The organism is Candidatus Mycoplasma mahonii (genome assembly GCF_030550815.1).
GTDB lineage: Bacteria > Bacillota_I > Bacilli_A > Mycoplasmatales > Metamycoplasmataceae > Mycoplasma_O > Mycoplasma_O mahonii.
The window spans coordinates 735024-760150 of the sequence record NZ_CP114583.1; the positions used below are offsets into that span (position 1 = coordinate 735024).

23 protein-coding genes and 2 tRNA genes are annotated in these 25127 nt (G+C 29.7%); 14 read left to right on the forward strand and 11 right to left on the reverse strand.

Annotation, left to right across the window (positions count from 1 at the left end):
* Positions 1-55 precede the first annotated feature (55 nt).
* From O3I44_RS03365 to O3I44_RS03380, 4 genes are all read right to left on the reverse strand, one after another.
* The gene (locus O3I44_RS03365; protein WP_303717103.1) at positions 56-1021 is read right to left on the reverse strand and encodes a GMP reductase; all 966 of its coding nucleotides are present in this window, start codon (positions 1019-1021) and stop codon (positions 56-58) included.
* Positions 1022-1128: 107 nt separating this feature from the next.
* Positions 1129-1494: a VOC family protein gene (locus tag O3I44_RS03370; RefSeq protein WP_303717104.1), complete on the reverse strand. Its 366-nt coding sequence runs from the start codon at positions 1492-1494 to the stop codon at positions 1129-1131.
* Between the two features lie 144 nt (positions 1495-1638).
* Entirely contained in the window at positions 1639-2766 is a 1128-nt protein-coding gene (gene metK / locus O3I44_RS03375) for a methionine adenosyltransferase (RefSeq protein WP_303717105.1), read from the reverse strand.
* 333 nt (positions 2767-3099) lie between these two features.
* The gene (locus O3I44_RS03380; protein WP_303717106.1) at positions 3100-3672 is read right to left on the reverse strand and encodes a thymidine kinase; all 573 of its coding nucleotides are present in this window, start codon (positions 3670-3672) and stop codon (positions 3100-3102) included.
* Between the two features lie 479 nt (positions 3673-4151).
* On the opposite strand from O3I44_RS03380, the gene O3I44_RS03385 reads away from it, so the two are divergent.
* The 4 genes from O3I44_RS03385 (at position 4152) to O3I44_RS03400 (ending at position 8268) form a co-directional block, all read left to right on the forward strand.
* Complete coding sequence (locus O3I44_RS03385) at positions 4152-4622, forward strand: cob(I)yrinic acid a,c-diamide adenosyltransferase (protein ID WP_303717107.1); 471 nt, start codon at positions 4152-4154, stop codon at positions 4620-4622.
* The gene (gene tilS / locus O3I44_RS03390) at positions 4622-5470 is read left to right on the forward strand and encodes a tRNA lysidine(34) synthetase TilS (protein WP_303717108.1); all 849 of its coding nucleotides are present in this window, start codon (positions 4622-4624) and stop codon (positions 5468-5470) included. Before O3I44_RS03385 ends, tilS begins: the two co-directional genes overlap by 1 nt.
* 359 nt (positions 5471-5829) lie before the next feature.
* Positions 5830-7410, forward strand: coding sequence for an arginine--tRNA ligase (gene argS, locus O3I44_RS03395; RefSeq protein WP_303717109.1), 1581 nt, complete (start codon positions 5830-5832; stop codon positions 7408-7410).
* A gap of 36 nt (positions 7411-7446) precedes the next feature.
* Positions 7447-8268 carry a Cof-type HAD-IIB family hydrolase gene (locus O3I44_RS03400; protein ID WP_303717110.1) on the forward strand — a complete coding sequence of 274 codons (822 nt, stop codon included), beginning with the start codon at positions 7447-7449 and terminating at the stop codon, positions 8266-8268.
* Here the strand turns inward: O3I44_RS03400 and O3I44_RS03405 are convergent.
* Entirely contained in the window at positions 8265-9704 is a 1440-nt protein-coding gene (locus tag O3I44_RS03405; protein WP_303717111.1) for a hypothetical protein, read from the reverse strand. The two genes, O3I44_RS03400 and O3I44_RS03405, sit on opposite strands and share 4 nt — an antisense overlap.
* A gap of 37 nt (positions 9705-9741) precedes the next feature.
* Between O3I44_RS03405 and O3I44_RS03410 the strand changes: the two genes are divergently transcribed.
* From O3I44_RS03410 to serS, 3 genes are all read left to right on the forward strand, one after another.
* A tRNA-Cys gene (locus O3I44_RS03410) sits at positions 9742-9816 on the forward strand.
* A gap of 11 nt (positions 9817-9827) precedes the next feature.
* Positions 9828-9904, forward strand: a tRNA-Arg gene (locus tag O3I44_RS03415).
* 391 nt (positions 9905-10295) lie between these two features.
* Positions 10296-11561 carry a serine--tRNA ligase gene (gene serS, locus O3I44_RS03420; protein ID WP_303717112.1) on the forward strand — a complete coding sequence of 422 codons (1266 nt, stop codon included), beginning with the start codon at positions 10296-10298 and terminating at the stop codon, positions 11559-11561.
* A gap of 110 nt (positions 11562-11671) precedes the next feature.
* Here the strand turns inward: serS and O3I44_RS03425 are convergent, their stop codons facing one another.
* Together O3I44_RS03425 and O3I44_RS03430 are read right to left on the reverse strand one after the other, a co-directional pair.
* Entirely contained in the window at positions 11672-13123 is a 1452-nt protein-coding gene (locus O3I44_RS03425; protein WP_303717113.1) for a hypothetical protein, read from the reverse strand.
* Positions 13123-15459 (reverse strand): hypothetical protein, encoded by a 2337-nt coding sequence (locus O3I44_RS03430; RefSeq protein WP_303717114.1) that lies wholly within the window; start codon positions 15457-15459, stop codon positions 13123-13125. The genes O3I44_RS03425 and O3I44_RS03430 overlap by 1 nt, the downstream gene beginning before the upstream one ends.
* A 72-nt stretch (positions 15460-15531) precedes the next feature.
* On the opposite strand from O3I44_RS03430, the gene O3I44_RS03435 reads away from it, so the two are divergent.
* The 7 genes from O3I44_RS03435 (at position 15532) to tsaD (ending at position 21438) form a co-directional block, all read left to right on the forward strand.
* On the forward strand, positions 15532-16197 hold the full coding sequence (locus O3I44_RS03435) for a LicD family protein (RefSeq protein ID WP_303717115.1): 666 nt from the start codon (positions 15532-15534) through the stop codon (positions 16195-16197).
* A complete protein-coding gene (locus tag O3I44_RS03440) occupies positions 16197-16517 on the forward strand; it encodes a S1 RNA-binding domain-containing protein (protein ID WP_303717116.1) in 321 nt (106 codons plus the stop codon). Before O3I44_RS03435 ends, O3I44_RS03440 begins: the two co-directional genes overlap by 1 nt.
* The gene (locus O3I44_RS03445; RefSeq protein ID WP_303717117.1) at positions 16510-17790 is read left to right on the forward strand and encodes a glucose-6-phosphate isomerase; all 1281 of its coding nucleotides are present in this window, start codon (positions 16510-16512) and stop codon (positions 17788-17790) included. The genes O3I44_RS03440 and O3I44_RS03445 overlap by 8 nt, the downstream gene beginning before the upstream one ends.
* 468 nt (positions 17791-18258) lie before the next feature.
* On the forward strand, positions 18259-19569 hold the full coding sequence (gene mnmE / locus O3I44_RS03450) for a tRNA uridine-5-carboxymethylaminomethyl(34) synthesis GTPase MnmE (protein WP_303717118.1): 1311 nt from the start codon (positions 18259-18261) through the stop codon (positions 19567-19569).
* A 109-nt stretch (positions 19570-19678) separates the two neighbouring features.
* Positions 19679-19882 (forward strand): cold-shock protein, encoded by a 204-nt coding sequence (locus O3I44_RS03455; protein ID WP_303717119.1) that lies wholly within the window; start codon positions 19679-19681, stop codon positions 19880-19882.
* Positions 19883-19996: 114 nt separating this feature from the next.
* Entirely contained in the window at positions 19997-20518 is a 522-nt protein-coding gene (tsaB, locus tag O3I44_RS03460; RefSeq protein WP_303717120.1) for a tRNA (adenosine(37)-N6)-threonylcarbamoyltransferase complex dimerization subunit type 1 TsaB, read from the forward strand.
* Positions 20518-21438: a tRNA (adenosine(37)-N6)-threonylcarbamoyltransferase complex transferase subunit TsaD gene (gene tsaD, locus O3I44_RS03465; RefSeq protein ID WP_303717121.1), complete on the forward strand. Its 921-nt coding sequence runs from the start codon at positions 20518-20520 to the stop codon at positions 21436-21438. Before tsaB ends, tsaD begins: the two co-directional genes overlap by 1 nt.
* A 234-nt stretch (positions 21439-21672) precedes the next feature.
* On the opposite strand, the gene O3I44_RS03470 is transcribed toward tsaD, so the two are convergent.
* From O3I44_RS03470 to rsmA, 4 genes are read right to left on the reverse strand one after another with little or no spacing between them, the layout of a single operon-like run.
* Positions 21673-23064, reverse strand: a complete 1392-nt coding sequence (locus O3I44_RS03470) for an MATE family efflux transporter (protein WP_303717122.1) — start codon at positions 23062-23064, stop codon at positions 21673-21675.
* A 36-nt stretch (positions 23065-23100) separates the two neighbouring features.
* Complete coding sequence (locus O3I44_RS03475; RefSeq protein WP_303717123.1) at positions 23101-23310, reverse strand: RNA-binding S4 domain-containing protein; 210 nt, start codon at positions 23308-23310, stop codon at positions 23101-23103.
* Positions 23310-24269, reverse strand: a complete 960-nt coding sequence (locus tag O3I44_RS03480; protein ID WP_303717124.1) for a ribose-phosphate pyrophosphokinase — start codon at positions 24267-24269, stop codon at positions 23310-23312. The genes O3I44_RS03475 and O3I44_RS03480 overlap by 1 nt, the downstream gene beginning before the upstream one ends.
* Before the next feature lie 21 nt (positions 24270-24290).
* The gene (gene rsmA / locus O3I44_RS03485; RefSeq protein ID WP_303717125.1) at positions 24291-25124 is read right to left on the reverse strand and encodes a 16S rRNA (adenine(1518)-N(6)/adenine(1519)-N(6))-dimethyltransferase RsmA; all 834 of its coding nucleotides are present in this window, start codon (positions 25122-25124) and stop codon (positions 24291-24293) included.
* Positions 25125-25127: the final 3 nt, after the last annotated feature.

Consider the following 25127-nt stretch of genomic DNA (forward strand, 5'->3'; position numbering starts at 1 on the left):
TTTTTCCTCATTCCTACTAAATAATTCTACAAGCATTAAATATCATGGGACTATTCTAATATCCTTCAACGGATTTAAGTAATACATAACTAACATACTTCAAAGAATCGATGTGTTTACCGCCCGAATAAGATATAGCTGATTGAATGTCTTGTTCAATATATTTTAATGTATCCCATATTGATCCTTTAAGTTCAACAAGCTCTTTCTTACCTTCAACATTTTTCATATTACCTTTATTAAATTGTGAAGCAGAACCGAAATATTCTTTATACTGAACCTTGTTTTTTTCAATGATTTTGCCAGGAGACTCAACATGAGCTGATAGGATTGACCCGGCCATCACCATGGTTGCACCAAATCTAACTGATTTAATAATATCTCCGGGATACATAATCCCTCCATCAGCAATAATGGGTTTCGATGCTGCTTTGGCACACAGTTTAATAGCTGATAATTGTCATCCTGCTGTGCCAAAACCAGTTTTTAATCTTGTAATACAAACTTTTCCAAGTCCAACACCAATTTTTGTGGCATCTACACCTCATCTTTCTAAATCGGTCACAGCTTCAGGAGTGGCAATGTTTCCTGCAATTAAAAAAGTTTTATTTCCCATATGTTTTCTAATATGATCAATCATATTTTTTGTGACATTTGAATGGCCATGGGCAATATCGATGGTGATATAGTCAGGAATAAGTTTTTCTTTAACTAAATCTTCAATAATAGTATATCACTCTTGCTTAACGCCAATAGATATTGATGATATCACTTTTTCTTGAAGGCAACGTTTGATGAAATCCTTTGTATTAATATCAAATCTATGCATAATATAAAAGTAACCATTCATACCTAACTCAATTGCTAGATCAATATCAATAATTGTCTTCATGTTTGCTGGTACTAGTGGTATCTTGAATTTGTGTTTTCCAAATTTAACTGTTGCATCACATTCTAACCTGGAAGCCACAACACCCTTTTTTGGTAATAACTGCACATGTTCATAATCAAATACTTTCATTTATCTCCTTGTTTCTCTTTAAGGGATTAAATATTAAAATTCATAAAAAATGAATATCCTTTTTAATTATAACATTTGATTAAGGAAATATTTATAGTAATTATTATTTAATGCAATACATCAGTATCAATTTCAAATACTCAGTTGTAACCATATTTATCAATAAATTCAAAAAATGTTGTACCTCATCCAGCACTATATTGATCATATCTTATTTTTACTAAATTATTTGCTTTAACCTTATGAATAGCTAATCTGTATTTATCCACTTCATTATGATCAAACTTAATAATGTGATAACCAGGCTTATCTCTCTGTGGTTGTCTTGGTAAAAGAAGTAATGTTATGCCACCAAACAATGTTACATTTCCATGTGATCAAGTATTTTTAATTATTTTTAAATCAAATATTTGTTGATAATATTCAATAGCTTTTCCAACATCATCAAATTCTCCATAATACTTTAGTTCCATTAATAACCACCTTTGTCTACTAGTAACTTTTATCTTTTAAATGGAGCAAATAAAAAGAACAATATGTGATTTACACTTAGGTTACAATTAGGACATTATCCATTATATATTGATTTACCACTCGAAAATATTATACATAATTTCCTATTTAACAGCTTGCAATAATTGCTTAACTCTGTTGGTTTTTTCTCATGTAAACGCCTCATCTGTACGACCAAAATGACCAAAAACAGATGTCTTATGGTAAATAGGACGTTTTAAATCAAGTTCTTTAATGATAGCCTTTGGTGAGAGGTCAAATACTTTAGCAACTGCTTCCTCAATTTTTAGATGATCAACTTTTTCAGTCCCAAAAGTTTCGATTGCAATTGAAATTGGTTGGGATATCCCAATGGCATATGATAATTGTATTTCTGCTTCATCTGCTAATTTAGCTGCAACAATATTTTTAGCTATTCATCTGGCTGCATATGCTCCTGAACGGTCCACTTTTGTATAATCTTTCCCGGAAAAAGCTCCGCCACCATGATGACTTTTGCCACCATAAGTATCGATAATAATTTTTCTGCCAGTTAAACCAGTATCACCAATTGGTCCACCGATAATAAATTGACCGATCGGGTTGATATATACTTTAAAATCCCTATTTAAATGATATTGATTAGCTACATAATCCATAATATCGTTTTTGATATATGCATAAAATTGCTTTTGATCATAATCAACATCATGTTGCACTGACATCAAAATGGAATTAATAGTCGGCACTTTACCTGAATAATCAATTGTGACTTGTGTTTTAAGATCTGCATGAGCATATTTAAAAGTACCATTTTTCCTTAATGTTTCTGCTCTCTTAGCAAGAGCATGAGCTAAAGTAATCGGCAAAGGCATTAGTTCTGGTGTTTCATTCACTGCATAACCAAACATAATTCCCTGATCGCCAGCTCCAATTTCTCCATCAGCTTGATCAACTCCTTGATTGATGTCCGATGATTGTGAATTAACATTAGAAATGATAGTGAAATCATTTTCATGATAACCAACAGATTCAAGTACTTCTCAAGCGGCAGCCACAACATCGACATACCCGGTTGTTGTTAATTCTCCACCAACAATAATTAGTCGATTAGAAGCCATCACCTCAATTGCTACTCTAGCATTTTTATCCTGAGTTAAAACACGATCTAAGATAGTATCTGAAATTTGATCACAAATTTTGTCAGGATGTCCAGCCCCAACTGATTCGGATGTAAATAATTTTGCATACATAAAAAACTCCTTTTCTTTGTCATAAAGTGGTCATGGAGTTTAGACATTACATGCTGTACAAATTGTACCTTGCTCTCCACCTTCCTCTGATGAGGGGTTGGCTCACTTCAACACCGCTAGGCTCCATGACTCTTTATGTATATTTTTATATTGTAGCAATTATACCATTTAATTTATTCTGTAAATACATAAAAATCATATGTTCTATTGATATCTAAGTGAACCTATATTAAAAATAAAGTCAATCATGTTATTAATAAACATTTTTCTGAAAAAGAAAAGAAATTATTTTCTGAACAAATCGGTAAAATTGCCACTGTTCTTGATTAGTGATTATGTTCTTGAAAGAGTTCCTCTTCTATGACATTCTCGACATCTTGCTTCGTATTCTTCATTTCCGACTTGAACTTGTGGTCCTCCCGGTTGTTTTTTATATGTCTGTGTAGCCTCGCGACGACACACAACACAAATAGCAGACTCTTTAGAAACCATTTCAGCCATAGCTAGAATTTCTGGAACATGTCCAAATGGTTTGCCAGTGTAATCCAAATCTAAAGCAGAAATAATAACTCTAACACCATTGTTTGCAAGAGTTGTGATAACTTCAAGAATACCTTTATCAAAAAACTGAGCTTCATCAATGGCAACAACTTTAAATGTTGGATCTCAAAACTTTAAAATGTCTTTTGCTTTTTTAATTTTTTTGGTTTTAACTGATCCACCGGCCCGTGAAATAATTTTTTCGCCATCTCATCTATCATCAATGATTGGAGTAAAAACCAACGATTTCATTTTTGCATAACCAACTTGTTTAATTCGTTTAATCAGTTCTTCTGACTTACCAGAAAACATCGGTCCTACAATCACTTCTATTAATCCCTCTGAATATTTTTTATAAAAAGTCATATGTAAATTATATTACACTCTTTCATAGAATTAGTAAATAAGGTGTTATTTAACTATGTTAACATTGATAAATGTTTTTCGTTAAAAAAATGCTATTTAACCATGTTTGTGGTTAAATTAAACTTTATAAAGCGACTGGATTTTCCCATTTTCCCAAAATTGGAAAATAGTGTTATTTTCTTATTCAAAATATGCATAAATTCCTCAATTTCACGCATTCATAAATCATTTACATCTTCTTTAAATTTATTGATAATTTTTAAAATACTACTTGTGAATAACTTTACTATATATATCAGTTTTGTATCAAATTTTTTTCTTGATGTTTGAATTTAGTTATTATTTTCCTGATATTTACCATCATAACGTATAATATAAAAGTGCTACTTTCTGAGTCTCTATTTACCACGAAACAGATGTATAGTTATATTAAAGTAAGGCCATGACAAATTTTAATACCAAAAATGTATAATTTTTATATGAAACACATATACCGAGGCTTGGGAAAAGGAAAAACTTCATGCTTGAATGAATCAACCATTAGAGCGAAAGAGGCAGATTTAAATGTTGCTACTTTTCGTTTTTGAAAAGAGAGAGCAACATCAGAGAATGCTAAACTTGAAAAATTAGATATTCTAATCTTTATGTGTCAAAAATCAAAAAAATTCGTTTTACAGATGGAACCACTGGTGAGATTAAAAGAGTTGGATAACACAATGATGTTTCTTAAATTTATCAAAATGAATGTTGATAAGTATGATGTTATTATGTTGGATGAAATAATAGACCTATATGCTCATAATGTTAATTTTATGACAGAAAATCCACTTGGCAACAAAGAGATTTTGATGCCTGGTCATACAAAACTAGATAAACTATTTAAAAATGTTGATTTAATTACTGAATTTAAGCCAACAAAGCATTATTTTGAAAAAGAAGTTGGATTATAGTGTTGTTGTTAGCTGTTAGTGGTGGTCCAGATTCAATGTTTCTTTTGAATGAATATAAAAAGAAGGGTATTATAGTTGCCCATATTAATTATAATTTGAGAACCACCTCTATGAGGGATGAAAATATTGTTAGGAATTTTTGTAAACAACATAATATACATTTCAAATTATTATCTGTCAAATTAAAACCTACTAGAAATACAGAGGCATGGGCAAGAAAAATAAGATACGATTTTTTTAACAAAATTTATACTGAATTCAATTGTAATAAATTACTAACTGGACACCATAGGGATGATTTTCTTGAAACGGGATTAATGCAACAACGCTCCAATAGGACTCCAAGATACTACGGGATCAAGAAAGTTAGAATGATAGATGGCATGAAGGTTTATAGACCGTTCATTGATTTATATTGAAAAAACGAAATTAGCATTGAACTTAAAAAGAAAAAAATCAATTATGGTCTAGATGAAACAAATAATGATTTAAAAATTTTAAGAAATAAGATCAGAAAAGAGATTAAAGACTGAACACCAAGAAAGAAAAAAAGTGTTGTTTCATGATTTAAAATATGCAACAAAATACTTAAGAAAAAATTTAAAAAAATTGATAATTGTTATGCAAAATGAAAAGAATCAAATTTTTCTATTAAGTTCTTTAACCTCTTAAAAAAATATAAAGAGGAACTAGTTTTTGAGTTAATTCATGATAAATTCAACAACGTTCAATTAACAGGAACTAAAATTAATTCTATCATTTCTTTTATTGATGGAATAGAGGGAAACAAAAAGTATAAATTAAAAGATGGGATATATTTGATAAAAAGAAATGGTTTTATCTCATAAAAAATAACCTTTTAGCAATAAAGTGTAATTATCAAATAGTTCAAACTTGTAGTTATTTAGAATAAAGTGGAATTATGATTAATGAATGGCCCTGCAATATATTACTATATTTTTGCATAAAATTGATTATTAAAAAATGATATGGACATAAAACCTATAACAAAAGACTTTTAATGATTAATTTGCTAGGTAGACAATCATGAGATCTTTAAATAAATTAATAAACTTTTATAAGTTTATGTATTTCCAATAAAAGATCAAAAAATCAAAAACATCACAAAGTCGCAAATAATTTATGTTCTGTACACCAAAAGAAATGGTTTATTTCATAAGATTATTTTTTTCTTTATAATTTAGGTATGAAAAATAAAATAATAGATACTATTCAAAAAGCCGTTAAATCAATTGGTGGAACACAAATTGTTAAATTAACTCCATCAAGAGGACATGGTGATTTTTCAACAAATATTGCAATGAAACTTGCAAAAGAATTACATGAAAACCCGATGGAAATCGCAAAAAAAATAGTTGATAACATTGATAAAAATTCTATAAAAAAAGTGGAGATAGCTATTCCTGGATTTATTAATGTTTTTATAAATTCAAACAGTTTATCAAATGTAGTTGAAGACATAATAAAATCCGGTTCAACATTCGGGAAAGGTAATCAATCAAAGTTTATAAATATTGAATACGTTTCAGCGAATCCAACGGGGCACTTGCATATTGGTCACGCAAGGGGCGCAGCTGTCGGTGCAACACTTTCTAATATTTTGATATTTGCCGGGAATACTGTTGATCAAGAATATTATATAAATGATGCCGGTAATCAGATTGAAACACTTGGTATGGCTGTTTATGTTAGATATCAACAAGAACTTGGTGTTAAAATGGATATGCCAGAAGATACATACAAGGGTTCTGATATCATTGATGTCGCTAAAATATTCATAAAAGACTTTGGTGATAAATTTATAAATGTACCTTATGAAGATGTTGGTGATGTTTTTAAAGACAAAGCTAAATCAATATTATTAAGAATGATAAAAGAGCATCTTGGATTAATGGGTGTTAAATTTGATATTTATTCATCTGAACAAAGCATGTATAATAATGATTTAATCAACCCTGCATTGGAAAAAATTAAACAACATCTTTATGAACTTGATGGTGCAACATGATTAAATACTACTGCCATGGGAGATGACAAAGATAGAGTCCTTATTAAAAGTGATGGTTCATATACTTATTTCACACCAGATATTGCCTATCACAAAACTAAAATGGATAGGGGATACGATGAGTTAATTGATATTTTAGGTGCTGACCATATTGGATACATAAAACGTATGGAAATCGTAATCGGATATTTAGGACTTAAAACTGAAAAATTGGATATATTGACAGTTCAGCTAGTGAGGTTGGTTAGAGATGGTCAAGAATTGAAAATGTCAAAAAGAGCTGGGACATCATTTACCATAAAAAAATTAATTAAATTAGTTGGTGTTGATGCTGCAAGATTTCACTTAATTAACAGATCTAATACTTCTACATTTGATTTTGATATTAACCAAGTAACTAAAAAGTCTAGTGATAACCCAGTGTTCACAATTCAATATACCCACGCCAGAGCAAACCAGGTTTTATCTAAATCAAATAAGAAACCTAAACCTGGAGAATATCTTGATAAGGAAATAGATTTAATAAACTCCTTAAATAGATTCCCAGAATTAATTATCGATATAGCAAACAATCACAAGGTTCATTTACTTCCAAAGTATTTAATTGATATTGCAAAGCAATATAATTCTTTATATGCAAGTACAAAGATAATTGATTCGGAAAGAGAAACATCTTTATTAGCTTTAACTATGGCTCTTCAAATTGTTTTAGCAAATGGATTGAAATTAATTGGGGTTTCTGCTCCAAATAAAATGTAATTAATGACTATTGTCATTTTTTTATATAATACAACTATGACAAATTTAAATAAAGATATAAAAGTATTCTTCATAGATCTTGATGGGACATTATTAGATAGTCAAGACAATAATGGTAACTTGACAATTTCAAGGGAAAACATAAAGGAAATAAAAAAAATACAAGAAGCAAAAAAACATGTTGTTATTTCAACGGGAAGATACGGAGATCAAGTTCAAAAATTTATGAAACTGACGAATGTTAAATATTCCGTAACTGCAAATGGCGCTTATGTCATTGACAATAACCGAAAATTATATAAGGATGACAAATTATCCATTAGGCAAATTATATTATTGGTAGATTTTGCAAGAAAACATGAACTCAGCTTCAAAGTTAATGAATCATGAATAGCATATGGCGTTAGAAAACCTCTTCAAAAATTTATTGTTAATAAGTGAGGTTTCACCGCAATTGGTCATTACAATTGTGACCTACAACGTGAATACCCAAAAATTATCTTTTTTGGTAAAACAAAATGGAAAATTCAAAAACTAGTTGCGCTACTTACATCTGAAATTGATGGACTTTCAGTTGTAACATCTGCTAAGGGCTACACAATTGAAGTTACTAATGAAAAATCTACTAAGGGAATTGGCAATATATATGTTGCTAAAATGCTAGGCATTACTAAGAAAAACAACATGATGCATATAGGTGATACTATGAATGATTCTACAGTTGCTAGACATATGAGACTTGTTGCTATGAAAAACTCCGAAAAAAAATTAAAGAAAATAACAAAATTTATTGGCCCCTCCTATAAAAATGGTGGTGTTGCAAAAGTTCTAAGGGGAGAATATAAAAAAATTACTTAGTGACGTATATGGTAAGTTATTTTTTTTGCAATTTTAATAATTAAAAGAGGAGCCAAAGCAAAGATTGGCATAAATACAGAAGTTTTCATCAATGAAAATTCTTCTTGATAATTTAATTCTTCAAACAATATATTAGTTATAGGGTTATAAACAATAATTGTTATTATGAGCACAAATAAAATTAACAAAATATAGTTTGAAAGTTTCTTTTTCTTTATATATGAATGAATTAAAAATCCTATTAATACAACAATTGATGAATAGTAAATCGTTAATTGAAACATATATTCGATAAATGAATTGGTGAATCGAGTGTAAACAAATGATTCGTAAATTGTAAAAATACTTGAATCATATGCATTTACAAAGAAAACACTTATGGCTGCTGAAAAAATTGTTAGAAAGATAATTATTGGTGTGTATATTCTTGTCATTTCAAGAAAAGTATTTATTCTATTCATTAACTTTGCTCTACCAATCGAAACCATGAAGACATAAGCAGATATCGTTAGGACAAATATTGTTATAGACAATATTTTCGAATAACCATACAAGGTTAAAGATTCTACGATTAAAATCGGAGCAAATAACTGAACTAAAAATAGTGAATTTTTTGGTTTCTTAAGGAATGTATAAGTAATCATTGTTGACAATGCAATCATAAATAACACTGCAATTAAACTAGATTGAATAGAGAATATGCCAATAATAGAAAGTCCAAATACCACACCATATCTGCGTCTTGATAAGTTTATTAATCTTACGGCTGATGCGATTACAAATAAAATTAAGAAAATACCAAGCATTTCAGATAAGTTTAAGCCAATAGAAAAGAATAAAGTAACAAGCAATGTAGAAACAAATGATGAAATAATTATTAAGTAATTTTTCATCCTATAAAATTCACTAATGAAACTAGCCACCGATGCATAACCAATTGATGAAACTAAAATAGGGAAAAATCAATTCGATGAATAATCTGTACCTAAAACCAAAAATCTAGTCATTACCATTTTGAATTTATGCCATGTTTCAAAATATTTTGGCGTGATCTCGTTGTGTGTTCCTATTGCCTTCACAACTCCGTAGTTATAGATAATCGTTATCAACACTCCGACAAATACAACCATAATAAGCTTCTTGGCTTGTGCGGTTGTCAGTGTTCCTTTTTCTCATTTAAGACCAAGAATTAAATAGAGAAATGCTTCCTTTATGAAAAAGATAATAATATAATACAACTCGTTATTTATAGTTCATAAAAACGGAATAAAAATAGCAAATGTAATAATAAAATAAATTATAGAGCCAAGTACAAAAGATGCAAAATCGTTGCCCTTAAAGATATCTTGTGATTTTGAAACATATGACCCAATCAAAAACATACTAGTAATGATGATTGGTATTATAATAATTGTTAGTAAAGTATTTAAAAGCACATATATATTATATATAATAATATGGATGATATATCATGGCGCCATGGCCAAATGGCTAAGGCATAGGTCTGCAACACCTTGATTGCCGGTTCGAATCCGGTTGGCGCCTCCATTTTTTTTAATGCGCCCGTAGCTCAATTGGATAGAGTGCTTGGTTACGGCCCAAGAGGTTAGGGGTTCGACTCCTCTCGGGCGCACCAAATGTTTGAGAAAAAGCCAACAAAACACACATAGCAACATATGCTTGGTGTGTTTTTATTGAAATATATTGTTTTGCTATTCTTGGTCTTTTATCATTTGCAATACTTCTTTTGTTGGATGTCTGTTTTTTTCTACCAACGAATAAGTATGTACATGAATAGCTAGCAACTTTTAAACTTTTTTCAATACCAAAATTTTCTTTTAGCAACTTTTTATTAAAGCTCAACATAAATGCACATTTCTAAATACATATAACATACTTTAGCGACTTGTTGTAAACCATTTTGTTGTGTAGCAAATAATTATTTTGTTATAAATATTTAGAGAAATTAAGTTGTATTTAATGCATCAATAAGGAGGTAAGTCTCTCTTTTAATGTAAAATGAGATTATGCTAAACATAAAAGATATAACAAATGATTCAAATAAAATTAAAAGGAAATTAAAAACTAGAGGGATCGATACAAAAATCATTGATGATATTATGGTTTTATTAGCTAAAAGATCCAAGCTGATGCCTTTGCTACAAGATTTGGAAAATAAAAGAAATATTTTATCTAAGCAAATTGGCTTCAATAAAAGTAAAAATGAACCTGTGGAAAATATTTTGAAAGATGTTGCATTAATTAAACATAGCATCGAAAGCATTAAGCATGATGAAATTAAGATTAATGAAGATGTTCATGAACTACTGCTTCTAATTCCTAATACACCATCACTTAAAACGCCAATTGGTAATTCTGAAGAAGATAATGTTTTAATTAAGGAGTATGCAAATTTAGGAAGAGGTAAAGTTATTGATGTTTTACCTCATTATGATATTGCAACAAAACTCGGAATCATAGATTTTGAAAGATCCGTAAAAATATCTGGAAAAAGATTTTGGTCATATATGGGTGATGGAGCAAGATTAGCAAGAGCATTGCAAACATTCTTTTTAGATGCCCATTCTAATAATGGGTATGTAGAAATAGTTCCTCCGGTAATTGTTTTATCAAAAACATTGGAAGGCACTGGACAGCTTCCTAAATTTAAAGACGATTTATTTAAAATAGAAGGAAAGGATAAGTGGTTAATACCTACTGCAGAGGTTCCACTTACTAATTTTTATGCAAATGAAATTTTAGATTTATTATCACCAATTAAATTAACAGCTTACACTCCCTGCTTTAGAAATGAGTCTTCATCTGGAAGCAAAGACATAAAGGGGATCATAAGAGGGTTCCAATTTAACAAGGTTGAGATTGTTAAAATACTTAAAAGTGAACAATTAGAAGAAGAATTTAAAAAAACTCTGAATGATATCAAGAGTTTATTTTCCCAATTAGAACTACCATACCAAGAGATAGAGTTATGTACTGGAGACCTAGGATTTTCTGCAGAGAGGACAACTGATCTAGAAGTTTGAATTCCGTCAGAAAATAATTATCGTGAAACTTCCTCGGTTTCGTCATTTGGAGATTTCCAAGGAAGAAGAGCGTCTCTAAAATATATTGATGATAAAGACAAAAAACAAATAGCTTCAACTATTAATGGTTCAGGATTAGCAATTGACAGAATCATAGCTGCAATTTTAGAAAATTATCAAAATAAAGATGGAACAATCACTATTCCTAATGTGTTGGTTAAATATATGGGTAAAAATATTATAAAATAAAATTAATGATTAGATTATCCCTTAATAAGGTTTTTAATAAAAAAACTAACCAAAGTAAGTGTGTACTAAATTCTAAAGTATAGAAATGTTTTTCAATGTTTATTTAAGTGCTATTTAATGAATCCAATACCAGCATCTTTTAATAGATCTTTAATATATTTATCATGGACCTCTACTTTGATAGGATCAGTTTTTCTATTACTAAAATACATAATCGCATCCGAGTAGATATTTGGAGATTTAATAGAAAACATTGTTGAAAGATTATTTAGATTATACTTTAGCACTCTGCTATTGCCATCTTTTGTTGTTGGATTTAATTCTAGTTTACTTTCTTTATTCGGTCTAGGAATTATTCCTATAACAGCATTTAATTTAATTGGTTCTTGATTTGGTTTATTAGAATCAAGATTTCTAAGTGTAATATCTTCATCAATAATATCACCTTTTTGCAGAAATCCTCAGTCTTTAGATATTTTGTCTTTATCTGCCTCTATGACTTGCTTGTCATTTGCAGTAAGTGAACTGATGCTAAAATCCAATCTACCAGTTCCAGACGGTAAGGGAACTAACCCTTTATAACCAATTAACTCCTGAAACTTGGATGCATTAGTGAGATCACTTATTGTTTGAAACCCAATGTGAAATGAACTATTTTTTTCAGAATAAGTTGCATAATTAGAAATTTTTTCATCTGGTGGTTGATCATTAATCTTTAATTGTTTAAATGCATTAATGCTTGATAATTTCCCCATTTTTATAAATGCGAAAGTATCATCTTCTTTTGTTAACTTTATATTTCATGAGTAAGCAAATTTATTTTTAAGCGCATATCTTGTTAATGGAAAATCTTTTGAATCATCAATTTTTTGTTCAATGGGAGAAAGAGTGATTGTATGTGTTATATCATCCGGGTTGTTTTCATCAGCATTATCAGCTGAAAAAACATCTTCTCAGCTAGTTTTATTAATTGATAAATAAGCTTTTGAGATTAATAACTTTTTAATTAATGCTGCAAAACCAATTTTTTCAAATTTCTTGTTATCATCGCCGATAGAATTTAGGATTTCAAATAATGTATCATCATAATGTGCTGATGTATTTTCCCATTTATCGTTAGAAGAAACATAATCCTTATTGAATCCTCATGTATTTAATTTGTCTTTCATACTAACACTATTATCAACAGTCTTTATTTTATTGCCAAGTGTAATTAAGTAACTAGAATTTTTTCTAGTTTGTTCAATTAAAAAGTTTTTAGTTAAATTCTTTAGTAATGCCTTTTTGAACATTGCTTCATCATGACCTACTTCTGGCACACCAAGTAAAGAGAATTTCTTACCTTTACTTGTTATAGCATCTTTTATGATTGAATTAACCACTTTTTGTGTCCACATTCCTTCGAGCAGTGCTCTTCCTCTATTTGATTGAACAAAAGAAATGAACTTAGATTCTTTGTTCCCCATTCTTGTTCCTGGAGAACAAGCAATAGCTGCAAAAACTGGTGCAGCGGCGGTTAAAGATGTTCCGAGCGTTATTATGATTTTTTTAATACTTGTCATTATATTTCTCCTCCAACAATATCGAATGCATCTTGGTATATTTCATCAGGATTAATTGAAGAAGATTCAATCATCCCGGTATCGTATTGACCAACCAACCATTTTGTGTTATTTTCAGCATAAACATTTGCAATTGTTCCAGCTTTTGAAGCAATTACTCTTTCTAACTGGTTTATTAATCCTTCTATATATTCCTCTGGTGTTTCATCATTCAAATCATCTTTTTTATTCAATGTAGTTAAATATTTACTAAATTCTTTTTTGAATTCTGTATCAATGTTACTTTCTCCTTTGAGAAGATCATAATAGAATCCGTTTTCCGTTAACATATTAGTGAAATATTTATCAAGGCCATATTGAGCTGCAGAATTAGATTTTTTCTGAGCCATCTTTTTAACCTCGGATTTAACAATTGTCCCTATATTTTGCTGACCAGTTTGGTCAAAATCATATGATGCAACAAAGTGAATACCATTTTTAGAAGTTACTAAGTACCTTTGTTTTCCATTAATTTTATTGCCATTTGTATAAACCAACTTACGCCCATCTCCAGCTCCAAGCGCTTCACTAATAAATCTACCAAATGTTTTAATCATATTAGCCTTAAGAGATGGATTTCCTAAAATCTTTTTATATTTTTGAGTAAATTCTCTGATACTAACAATTTCGTCATTAATTGAGCTATTTATCGTTATAAGGTTTAAATCAACATCAGATATGTCTGGTTCAACCATTGTTTTTATATAAGCTTTTTTAATTGCTATTTGAATTTTTTTATAAATATCATCATCTTGATTAACTAGATTACTGTCCCTTCCTGTTGTAGTACTGGTTGTACTATCTGCTGCTAACATTCCCAATGAGAATCCGTTATTCATATTATTAGAAATAGCACCATTATGCAAAATGCCTAATGAACCCATGTTTGACCTTGTTCCACCATTATCTGAATAACCTTCTATAAAGTCTTTGGTATAATTTACATCATTTTTGTTAGCTGTTTCCCCGTCTATTTCAATGTTTTCAAAAAGATGTTGAATATCTTCAAATGCATGTTCCTGAATGTTTGCACCTGGCATGACTGGTTTAAATGAGAACATATTTTTAATCACATTTTCATCCACCACCCACGGCAATGTTTCACCATTATCATCTGGTTTTGCGATTATTAATGCGTGTCTAATTAATTTAAATTTTTGACCAATAACACTTGAAGTATTTCAAGTGTTAAAATTGTCCTTAAGAACTTTCTTATGATTAATATTAGAATGAGTTCCATAATATCAAATTTTATCAGTCATTTTTTTCTTTGTATTATCAATTAGATCTGTTGTTGTATTTTTTTGATTGTTTTCTATTGCACCGAATTCTCCGATCTCCTTAAGAAAAGAAAATCCTTCGTCTGTGTTTGATCATAAAAGTTGCTCTCTTGTATAACTTTTAATAACTGAAATATTTCTTGATAGCAATGCCTTGCTTTTTATTTGTTGCAAAACAAGGTATTCTATAGCTTCATCATCAGAAGTTGCACCACCATATTTACCAAGTCTATCTTTTACTCATTTTTCTTCACCTTCAGCTTTTGTTGAACCTGCCGAAACTACTCCGTTTTTTGTGTCTTGAAATATTTTTGTTTGTCTTTTTTTAATATTTGTAACAGGTTGTAATAGTCTTGAAAATCTTGAAGAAAAATCACTTACATCATATGGTACTGTATCATCATTAAGCAACGCTAAATTATCATCTATTTTTTTGAGGTTATCATAATTATTTTTAAAAGATTTATCATTGTTGTCATGTTCTTTAGCAAGATCTAATATTTTATCTTTGTTCTCATTTTTTATAACATAATCATTAATTTTTTTTGATCATTCTTTGTAAGCGTCCTCTAGTGGTTTTTCTGAGTTAGTTCTTAATGCTTCTTGAAAATCAAAATCCCTTGGTAATTCATTTCCTAAACCAACAATATTTTTAGATGAATCTCCATCTCTAAAATATGTAACAGTATTTAAATCTTTGATAACATCTTTGTATATTTCATGTTTTGACCAATTGAATTCATCTCTCTGAACATCTTTGGATGCTATTTGCTCTTTATTATACATAAAACGGGCAATCCTCTTTTGCAAGATTGTCATGCTTACATCATCTTTTTCTCCATAATTATTAATATCATTTGAAAACTCTTTACCAGTCTTACTATCAAAAATTGCTTTTTTAGAATCGTAGTTTCAATTATCTCCACCATTAGAACATGCAATGACTAACCCAATAGGTGCCACCATAACAATACTTGCTCCTAATCCTATAACTGACTTTTTCTTATTTATTTTCATACTTCCCCATTTCGTATTGAATTATATCAAAATACTTGTATTAGTATATTCTAAAAATTGTATAATTTAATTATGGAAATGAACAAAACAAAAATATTAAACTTAATAAAAGAATTTATAGAAATATGTGGAAAAGAAAAAGTTTGATTTTCAGCCGGAAAATCATCAATCTTAGGAATGGTAAGGCATGGTGGTTTCATTCCTTGAAATAATAAGTTTGAAGTAATAATAAAACCAGATGGTTATAAAAAGTTAATGAGACTATACCCGGATAATATTGTTGACTCTTCGACTAATAGAAAATATAAAAAACTACAATCAGCATGAGTTAGAAATAATAAAAATATTGATGAGAAACAGCCGTTTATTGAAATTGTCTTGTTGGTTCCAACAACTTTAAAGAAGATAAAACATTATCGTTCAATAAATTCAATGATATACAACTTCCTAACATTTAGAAGGGACAATATCAAACATGCCATTGATGATTTGCACGTCAGGAAACACGAGGGTTTCTTTATTATTAATTCCAGAAGATCAAGTGTTGTAAAATATTGAATACACAATATCACTTTTGAAACAGTTAATTTGAAGCTATTAGAAATCCTTATTCCTGTTTTTAAAGAATATAAAACTTTATTAGTAAATTGATATGGTGATGATTACCTACAAACAACCATACCATCAAAGTATATTGAATATATTTCGCCAACTCGACATGAAAAAGTGATTTTATAATGTCTATTGGTGATGTTGTTAATGGTGAAATTGTAAAAATTGATAAAACTCATTTAATTGTAAAGTTCAATAACAATGAATCTGCTATTTTGCATATTTCTGAAATATCAGATTATTTTGTGAAGTCTATGGAATCAATGTTTGAAGTTGGTGAAACATATAATTTTTTGGTTATTAACACTAAGCACGGCAATAAATTATCATGAAAACAACTAGTTGCAAGATATATTAAGAACCCCTTTAAATTCGAAATCAAAGAAGTGGGTAGTGGATTTAAAAAATTATTAGCAAATACATTGAAGGAGATGGAAAATGATTAAAGTAGATTTATCCCATGCAGTAACTGAGGAGTCAATAAAAAAATATCAAAAGAAAGTTAAAGCATTAGCTTCCAAAATGGAAAATTTAAAATCGGATGGATACCAATATTTAGGGTGAAAAGATCTTCCTGTTAATTATGACAAGTTAGAGATTAATAGAATTAAAAAAGAAGTTAAAAGATTGATAAAAGAAAGAGTAAACATTCTTGTTGTTATAGGTATTGGTGGTTCATATGCTGGTGCTAAAGCTGGAATTGAAATGATTAATGGCGAGTATCCAATCGACCAACAAACAGAGGTTATTTATGTTGGAGAATCTCTTTCATCAACTAATCTTGCTCAAAAATTAGCTTATGTGGAAAATAAGAACTTTGCAATTAATGTAATTTCTAAGTCAGGGACGACAACTGAACCAGCAATCGCATTTAGATTATTTAAAAAGTTACTTGAAGAAAAAGTAGGGCTTAATAATGCTAATAGATTTATTATTGCCACAACTGATGCTAACCACGGATCACTTTTAACAAATGCCAAAGAAAATGAATTAACAACTTTTATTATTCCCAGTAATGTTGGAGGAAGATTTTCTGTTCTAACTCCGGTCGGTTTATTTCCACTTGCTTTTGCTGGAATTAATATTGATAAAGTTATGAATGGAGCTCTTGCTGCTCATAAAAAATATTCTCCAGATACCGTTCTTAAAAATGATGCTTATAGATATGCTGTAGCCAGACAAATTCTAAGTTCTAAATTTTCAATTGAATTATTAGTTCAATATGAACCTCAAATGAAGGCATTTAATGAATGGTGAAAACAATTAGCTGGTGAATCAGAAGGAAAAAATCAAAAAGGCATCTTTCCTGCTTCGGCTGTGTTTTCAACAGACCTGCATTCTCTAGGACAATTTATTCAAGATGGATCTAAAATTTTATTTGAAACAATTATCACATGTGAAATACCAAACATTGATGTTCAAATTATTGAGGAGAAGAAAAATCTTGATAATCTAAATTATTTAATTGATAAGACTGTTCACAATATTAATGAGGTTACATTTAAAGCTACAACTGAAGCTCATGTAATGGTTGGTAAAGTCCCTAATATTCATATCCAAATTGGAAAACTTGATGCTAAACATTTTGGTGAATTAGTTATCTTCTTTGAGAGAGCAGTTGCAATGACAGCATACTTGCAAGGTGTTAATCCATTTAATCAACCCGGTGTTGAAGTATATAAACAAAACATGTTTAGAATGCTCGGAAAGACTAAATAAAAAAATAATTTTATACATAGAAATTTAATGTTTTTTATTTGTAATCAATTATGTGAAAAAAGATCAAAAAATAAAAATAACAATTCTAAAATAGAAGCATCAGAAATTGTAAATCTTGCTAATACATTTTAAAATGCCATTGGATTAGAATTCATGAAAGAGGGAACTGAATGGGTTTGCGTTGGTGCTTTTATGGTATGTTTGATGGCATTCCTGAATATTCCGGAGGAACAACCATTGCTATTTTAGGATTTTTCAGAAGGTTAGTTTTAATTACAAAATCCCTTTTTAGTCTCGATACTAACATATGAAGGAACATAGCAAACTGAAAACATATTATCAGCGTTATTTTAGCGGTAGGATTGGCGATCTCTGCGACATATATTATTAGGTATGAAAGTACGTAAAAAAGTCTCAAATGTAAAAGTTAAAAAATTACAATAGTAATTTTTTATTTATAATAAAAATATGTTTGACACTATTGTAGCAATATCATCTGGCTTAATCAACCAACCTATATCAATTATTAGACTTTCTGGTCCTGAAGCTTTTACCATGGTCAAGAAAATTTTTAAAGGAAAAATAGGAAAAGACAAAACCATAACATATGGTCATATTGTTGATCATAATGTAGAAGTTGATGAGGTATTGGTATCGTGGTTTAAAGCACCAAACACATTCACCGGTGAAGATATTGTAGAAATTAATGCTCATGGTGGGGTTGTTAATTCTAATAATATCCTAAAACTTCTTTTGATAAATGGTGCCAGAATGGCAGAAAGAGGAGAATTTTCAAGAAGAGCATTCCTTAATGGAAAGATGGATATTATAAAGGCAGAAGCGATTCATGATTTGATCTTTGCCAAAACAGATGAGCAAGCAAAGATCTCTGCTTACAAGTTTAAGGGTGAGACATCAGACCTAATCAAAAACTTAAAATTCAAATTATTAACTATCATAGCTACATGCGAAACAAATATTGATTATCCTGAATATGATGATGTCGCCATCCTGACCACCAAAGAGTTAATTCCAGCACTAACTGATGTACAAAATGATATAGAAAACATACTTGATGTTTCCAAATCATCAAGATATATCTTTGATGGTGTAATGGTGGCCATTGTTGGTAAACCAAATGCGGGTAAATCATCCTTGTTAAATGCCCTTTTAAATGAAGATAAGGCTATAGTGAGTAATATTCCAGGAACAACCAGAGATGTTGTAGAGGGTTCTATTCAAATCGGTCAAATATTATTAAACTTTAAAGACACTGCAGGAATTCACACTACAAATGATTCAGTAGAACAAATGGGGATCAAAAAATCATTAAACCAGATTAAGGACGCAGATTTAGTTATTCATGTTATTGATCCGATGGTTAATGAAGATCAAGATGACTTAAAAATAAAAAAAGCTTCTAGTATAAAAACATATATTAGAGTACTTAATAAATCAGATCTTAAAAAAGAAATGGGCATTTCTATATCGGCAAAGAATGGTAATATTAAGGAATTAATTAATGAAATAAAAAAAGTATTTAAGAAAATCGATATTTATGACACAAAGATTATCAATAACACTAGGCAATTATCTTTGATTGAGTCTGCAAATAAGGCGATTAAAAATGCTATTAGTGAATTACAATCAGGTGAAACACCCGATGTTGTAATCATAGATATACAAAGAGCTTGAGAGGATTTATCAAACATTTTAGGCCGAGCAGAACAAGCAGATTTACTTGATAATATGTTTTCTCATTTTTGTTTAGGTAAGTAAATTTTCCTCTCTTAATATCTTTGCTAATTAATTTATTTAAAAAAAATGAATTTTTGTAATTTTTAATTTTATCTCTATATAATATATTTATAAATAAAGGAGAGAACACATGACAGGAACAGTTAAATTTTTCAATGAATCTAAAGGTTTTGGATTTATCGGTGTCGAAGGTAGAGAAGAAGATGTATTCGTACATTTCTCAGCTATCTCAGGCGATGGATTCAGAACACTTAATCAAAATGATCAAGTAGAATTTGAAGTTGAAACAGTTGATGGTAAAGAGAGAGCAACAGACGTTAAAGTTATTGCTTAATCAAATATCAATCATAAAACCCATTTGAGGGTTTTTATTTAATAATTTTACAAAAAATAATTTATGCATTCTAATTTTATGCAGATAAATCGACCTTTTCTTTATAATTTATTTATGAAATTACTTATTGATACCTCATTAAAAACATTATTCATGTCTATTATTGATGGTGGTGAAACATTAACCTTCATAAAAGAGATGGTTAAAAAGAAAGCTGACCGGCTACCGGGCGCATTTAGTGAGTTGCTCTTAAAGGCTCGTATTAAGACTAAAGACATAAAGGAAATATATGTTACAAATGGGCCGGGGTCTTTCATGGGTGTGCGAACAGCTTTAACATTTGTAAGAACAATCGCCCAAATTAATGGCACAAAAATTTTTGTTGCTGACACTCTTTCTTTCATAAGTGGTGGGACAAAAGGCACTTATTACATTGATGCAAGATCCGATAAGTCTTATAAAGGTGTGCTTGATAGCAAAATGTCTATAACATTAATCAGTTTTCGTGATGATTCAGTAGTGGATTACAATGAAATTATCAACAAACCAAACAAGTATCTAGATGTTTTTAAGGAAAGAAATGTTCTAGAAGTAAAACCTAATTACATCAAATCACCAAGAATCGGAAGGGAATAATGAAAATACTTGCAATTGAAAGTTCACATGATGATACTTCCGTTGTTTTATTTGAGGATAAAAAAATTATATTTGATGTTTCCTTTGCCCAAACAGACTTCCACAAGTCATATGGAGGAACTGTTCCTGAGTATGCTGCTAGAAAGCATTGTGACATATTGCCTATTATTCTGGATAGGTTCATCAAAGAGCAAAATTTAAGCGATATTGATCATATTGCCTATACAAATGAACCAGGCTTAATTGGGTCGCTACAAATGGGTCGCTTATTTGCTTATGGTCTTGGATTTTCTTTAAATATACCCGTTAAGCCTATTAATCATATATTTGCCCATATTTATGCAGTGGAGTTTGATCATGAAATTAAATATCCTGCTCTTGCGTTAATAGTTAGCGGAGGGCATACACAACTATGAAATGTTAAGGGTATTAATGACATTAAACTTTTAGGAGAAACAAGAGATGATGCAGCCGGAGAAGCCTTTGATAAAATTTCTCGTAAATTAGGAGCCGGTTTTCCTGGTGGACCAGCTATTTCAAAACTTGCAGAAAAAGGCCTAAATAACATTAATTTTAAAATCCAAATGACATCAGGAAACGATTTTTCTTTTTCTGGTCTAAAAACAAAAGTGATTAATTATATTCATAATCTAGAACAGAAAAATGAACTGATAAATAACGAAAATATTGCATGTTCATTTCAAGATGCTATTGTATCAAATTTAATTGACAAAACAAAGCAAGCCTTCATGAAAGGTGATTACAAATCAATAATTATTGGCGGGGGAGTGTCGGCAAATAATTTATTACGAAGAAGAATCTTGGATGAATTTGCCTCTTTAGCCTTAATTCCATCAAAGAAATTCACAACAGATAATGCGGCTATGATTGCAATCAGAAGTTTCATAAAAGAACAATAACATTATAATAATGCATTGAAAATATTTATAAATTAATTTGAACTTCCAACTAATTTGATGTACAATATTATAATTGATTAAAAAAAGAGATGTATATGGCAATGAAAAAAATAACTATTTTTGGTAGTATTGGTTTAGTTTCTGTTGCAGTTGGAGCCGAATGAGATATTTATAATTTTTTAAACAATTATTGTTGATTCAAAAGAAAGTAAGCGGAAATATCATCATTATAAATTAAATAGCCTTATCTAACCATTTATATTTCTTATAAAAAATATATGTTGGTGGTATTTTAACTAATTTTATTAGTCTGGATATTCAATACAATTGTCAAAATGAAATACCAATATGAGCAACATATGCGTCAATAAGATAAAGCGTTAAAGGAATCCCAAATTCAAATATAACTGAAAAAACTCCATTTGACATGACCGCTTCCTTACCCATACCAGCTGCTTTAAAAGTCAATAACATACTTTTAGAAATTGCTGCAAAAGGATATGTACACGCCACTGCAAGCAATACAAGAGTAGCATGCAATTGTATATCATGTGAAATATTTCCTCACATTAAGGGAATGGGTAAAGCAACTGCAGCTAGAATAGTTCCTTCAACAAGTGCTGTTATGAATGTATACATATTAAGTTTCTTATCATTAATGTACGCTTGCTCTCTATCGCCTTTTCCAATATAGTATCCAACAAAAATCCCTTTTGTTCTCCCAACACCATTGAAAGCCAAATAGAACATCATTAGAATTGGTTGCACAATTGCTAAGACATTCGATGCACCATCGCCATATCATCGTGAATAAATAATCATTACGCCAATTGATGCAAGTGAAAATGTTATATTTTGAATAAATAATCCACTCCTTTTTAATCCAAGCAACAATATTGTTTTATCAATTTGAAATATCTTGAGAGGATTAAAGAACATAACCGGATCAATTTTACTAAATCAAATATAACCCCCAATAGCTATCACTAAGAAACATTCAACTGTGACCGTCGATCATGCAACTCCTACAAGTCCCAGACTAAATACTCGATAAAACAAGTAATTACCAAAAGCATTAATAACAACAATCATTAAAGATAGAGGTATGATAATTTTTTGTTTTTTATTAGCGGTAAGCCACTGCATATAGCTTGAGGAAAGCATGAGTGGAATAATCTTTCAAATAATAACTTTTGTATAGTCTTGAGCTTCCCCTGATGCAGTTGAAGTATTTGCCATGTTAGTTCCTTGAAAGAAACGCATAATCTCATCTGTGGCAAAATATGCACATAGGATAAAAATAGCACTAAAAGCAAATATACCAATAGTTATTATTTTATAAACTGATTTGATTTTTTTATGATTATTAGCACCTTTGTATTGCATTACTAGGAAAGAAAACATGGCAATAAAAGCGCCAATGACAATAACGGCAATACCAGAATATTTATTGCCAAGAGAAACCGCGGCCATTTCAGATGAACCTGGTGTTTGGAAATTTCCCACCATAATTCCATCAATGAGTGACATTAATGAGTCAATAATTGCTAAAACAATAAAAGGTGCTGCAACCTTAAGTATTTTCAGAATAAATTTTTTATCTCAATACTTTACTTTTAAATTCATTAATTAATTATAAGTAAAAAAAACTCAGATTTAAGTTTATTCATTAATAACTTGATAAAGGTCACCATTTATTCAAAGCGTTGATCCGACACTTACTTTTGATCCTCTACCTTCTGGAACTTTCCCATTTATTTTTACACTATTATTTTCTAGAAAATATTTAGCTTCCCCACCTGTCGAAATGACATTTATCTTTTTTAATAGTTGATTGATCTTAATACTTTTATCTCTAATGACTATTTTCATTAGATTGTCTCTTTTATTTTCTTATAAAGATCTGATATTGATGTTCCTTCTCCAGTTGCTAGTATTGTAGATGCTATAAATTTATCAAGAGATGCAATAAGCAATTTTTTCGATTTTATTTCATAAACTTTTTCAATCGAATCAGTAATAATGACTTGATCGATATGTTTTGCTTCATCAAAGTGATCAAAACCCTTAGAGAATATACCATGTGTGGCTGCAACAATAATTTTTTTAGCACCTTTTTCTTTAAGTGATTTAGCAGCCTTAATAATCGTGTTACCTGTATCAATCATATCATCAATAATTACAATGTTCCTGTCTTTTACATCACCCAAAATCCCAATAACTTCAGACTGATTAGCGGCTGTTCTTCTTTTATCAATAATTGCGATTTGAATATCGGGTGAAATAAGTTCTGCTAGTACCCTTGCTCGCACTGTTCCACCATGGTCAGGTGAAACAACTGTAAATTTTCCAGTTTTTTTAATTTCTTTTGCAATTATATATTGTCCTTTTAAATCATCCAGGGGAATATTAAAGAATCCTTGAATCGAAGGATTATGTAAATCAACAGTAATTATTTTGGTTGCTCCAGCAGTTTGAAGTAAATCTGCAATTAACCTTGCACTAATGGGTTGTCTTCCTTTTGCCTTTCTATCTTGACGGGAATATCCATAATATGTCAGAACAACAGTAATGGTTTTGGCAGATGCTCTTTTAAGCGAATCAATGAATATCAATAATTCCATGATGTTACTATTTGTTGGAGTAGATGTTGAAGCAACTATGTATGTATGCATATTTCTTACATAGTCATCTGATTGTACAAGAATTTCACCATCAGCAAATACTGTTCTATTTATTTTAGATAAAGATATACCTAAAATTTTAGAAATTTTGTTACCCAGTTTTTGAGCATTATGTAAAGCAAATAATCTGGTGTTTTTCTGATCCATATCTATATTTTATCATAATGTTTATTTAAGAATAATTTTAATATTTTTATTTTTAATATTTTTAAATAAAATTTTAAATGTTGATCCATCTAATTCTTGTGGTCTAGCATTTATTTTAATATTTGATTCTAAAATAATGCTCTTCAGCAGTTCTGTGTCATCTGATAATATTTTCATATTATTTAATAAAGTTTTTCTTCTTTGACTAAACATTAACCTGAAAAACAAAGCGATTTCCTTGTGGTTTTCTATTATATCGTCTCTTGTCTCAAAAGACATAACTACTGAATTAATTTTTGGGAAAGGAACAAATGATTTAGGATTAACAATTAATTCTCTTTTAATGTTTTTAACATACAAGTTTGCAGTTAAAGTTAGCTTTCCATATTGTTTAGATCCAACTTTAGCGACTAAACGAGATCCAACTTCATCTTGCATCATAATGATGCATTTGTTAAATTTGTGTGCATTATCAAAAACTTTGAATAAAATATGTGATGTAATGTAATAGGGTATATTGGCAACAAGAGTTTTTTGTCCAGATCAATTTAAATTATCTTTCAAGAAATCTCCTTCTATTAAATTAAAATTACTTTTCCTAATTTCGCCTTGAAGAACTCTTATCATATCTCTATCTATTTCATAACAAGTAACAGTATTGGCGTCTTGTAAAAGCATCGTGGTTAACGATCCTAAACCCGGACCAATTTCAACCACATCTTTATTTTTGATTTTACTTAATTTAAGAATTTCATCCAAAACGTTTTGATCAATTAAAAAATTTTGTCCAAATCTCTTTGAAGCACTTACATCATATTTTTTATATAAATTCTTAATTGCGGATAAGTTATTCATAAT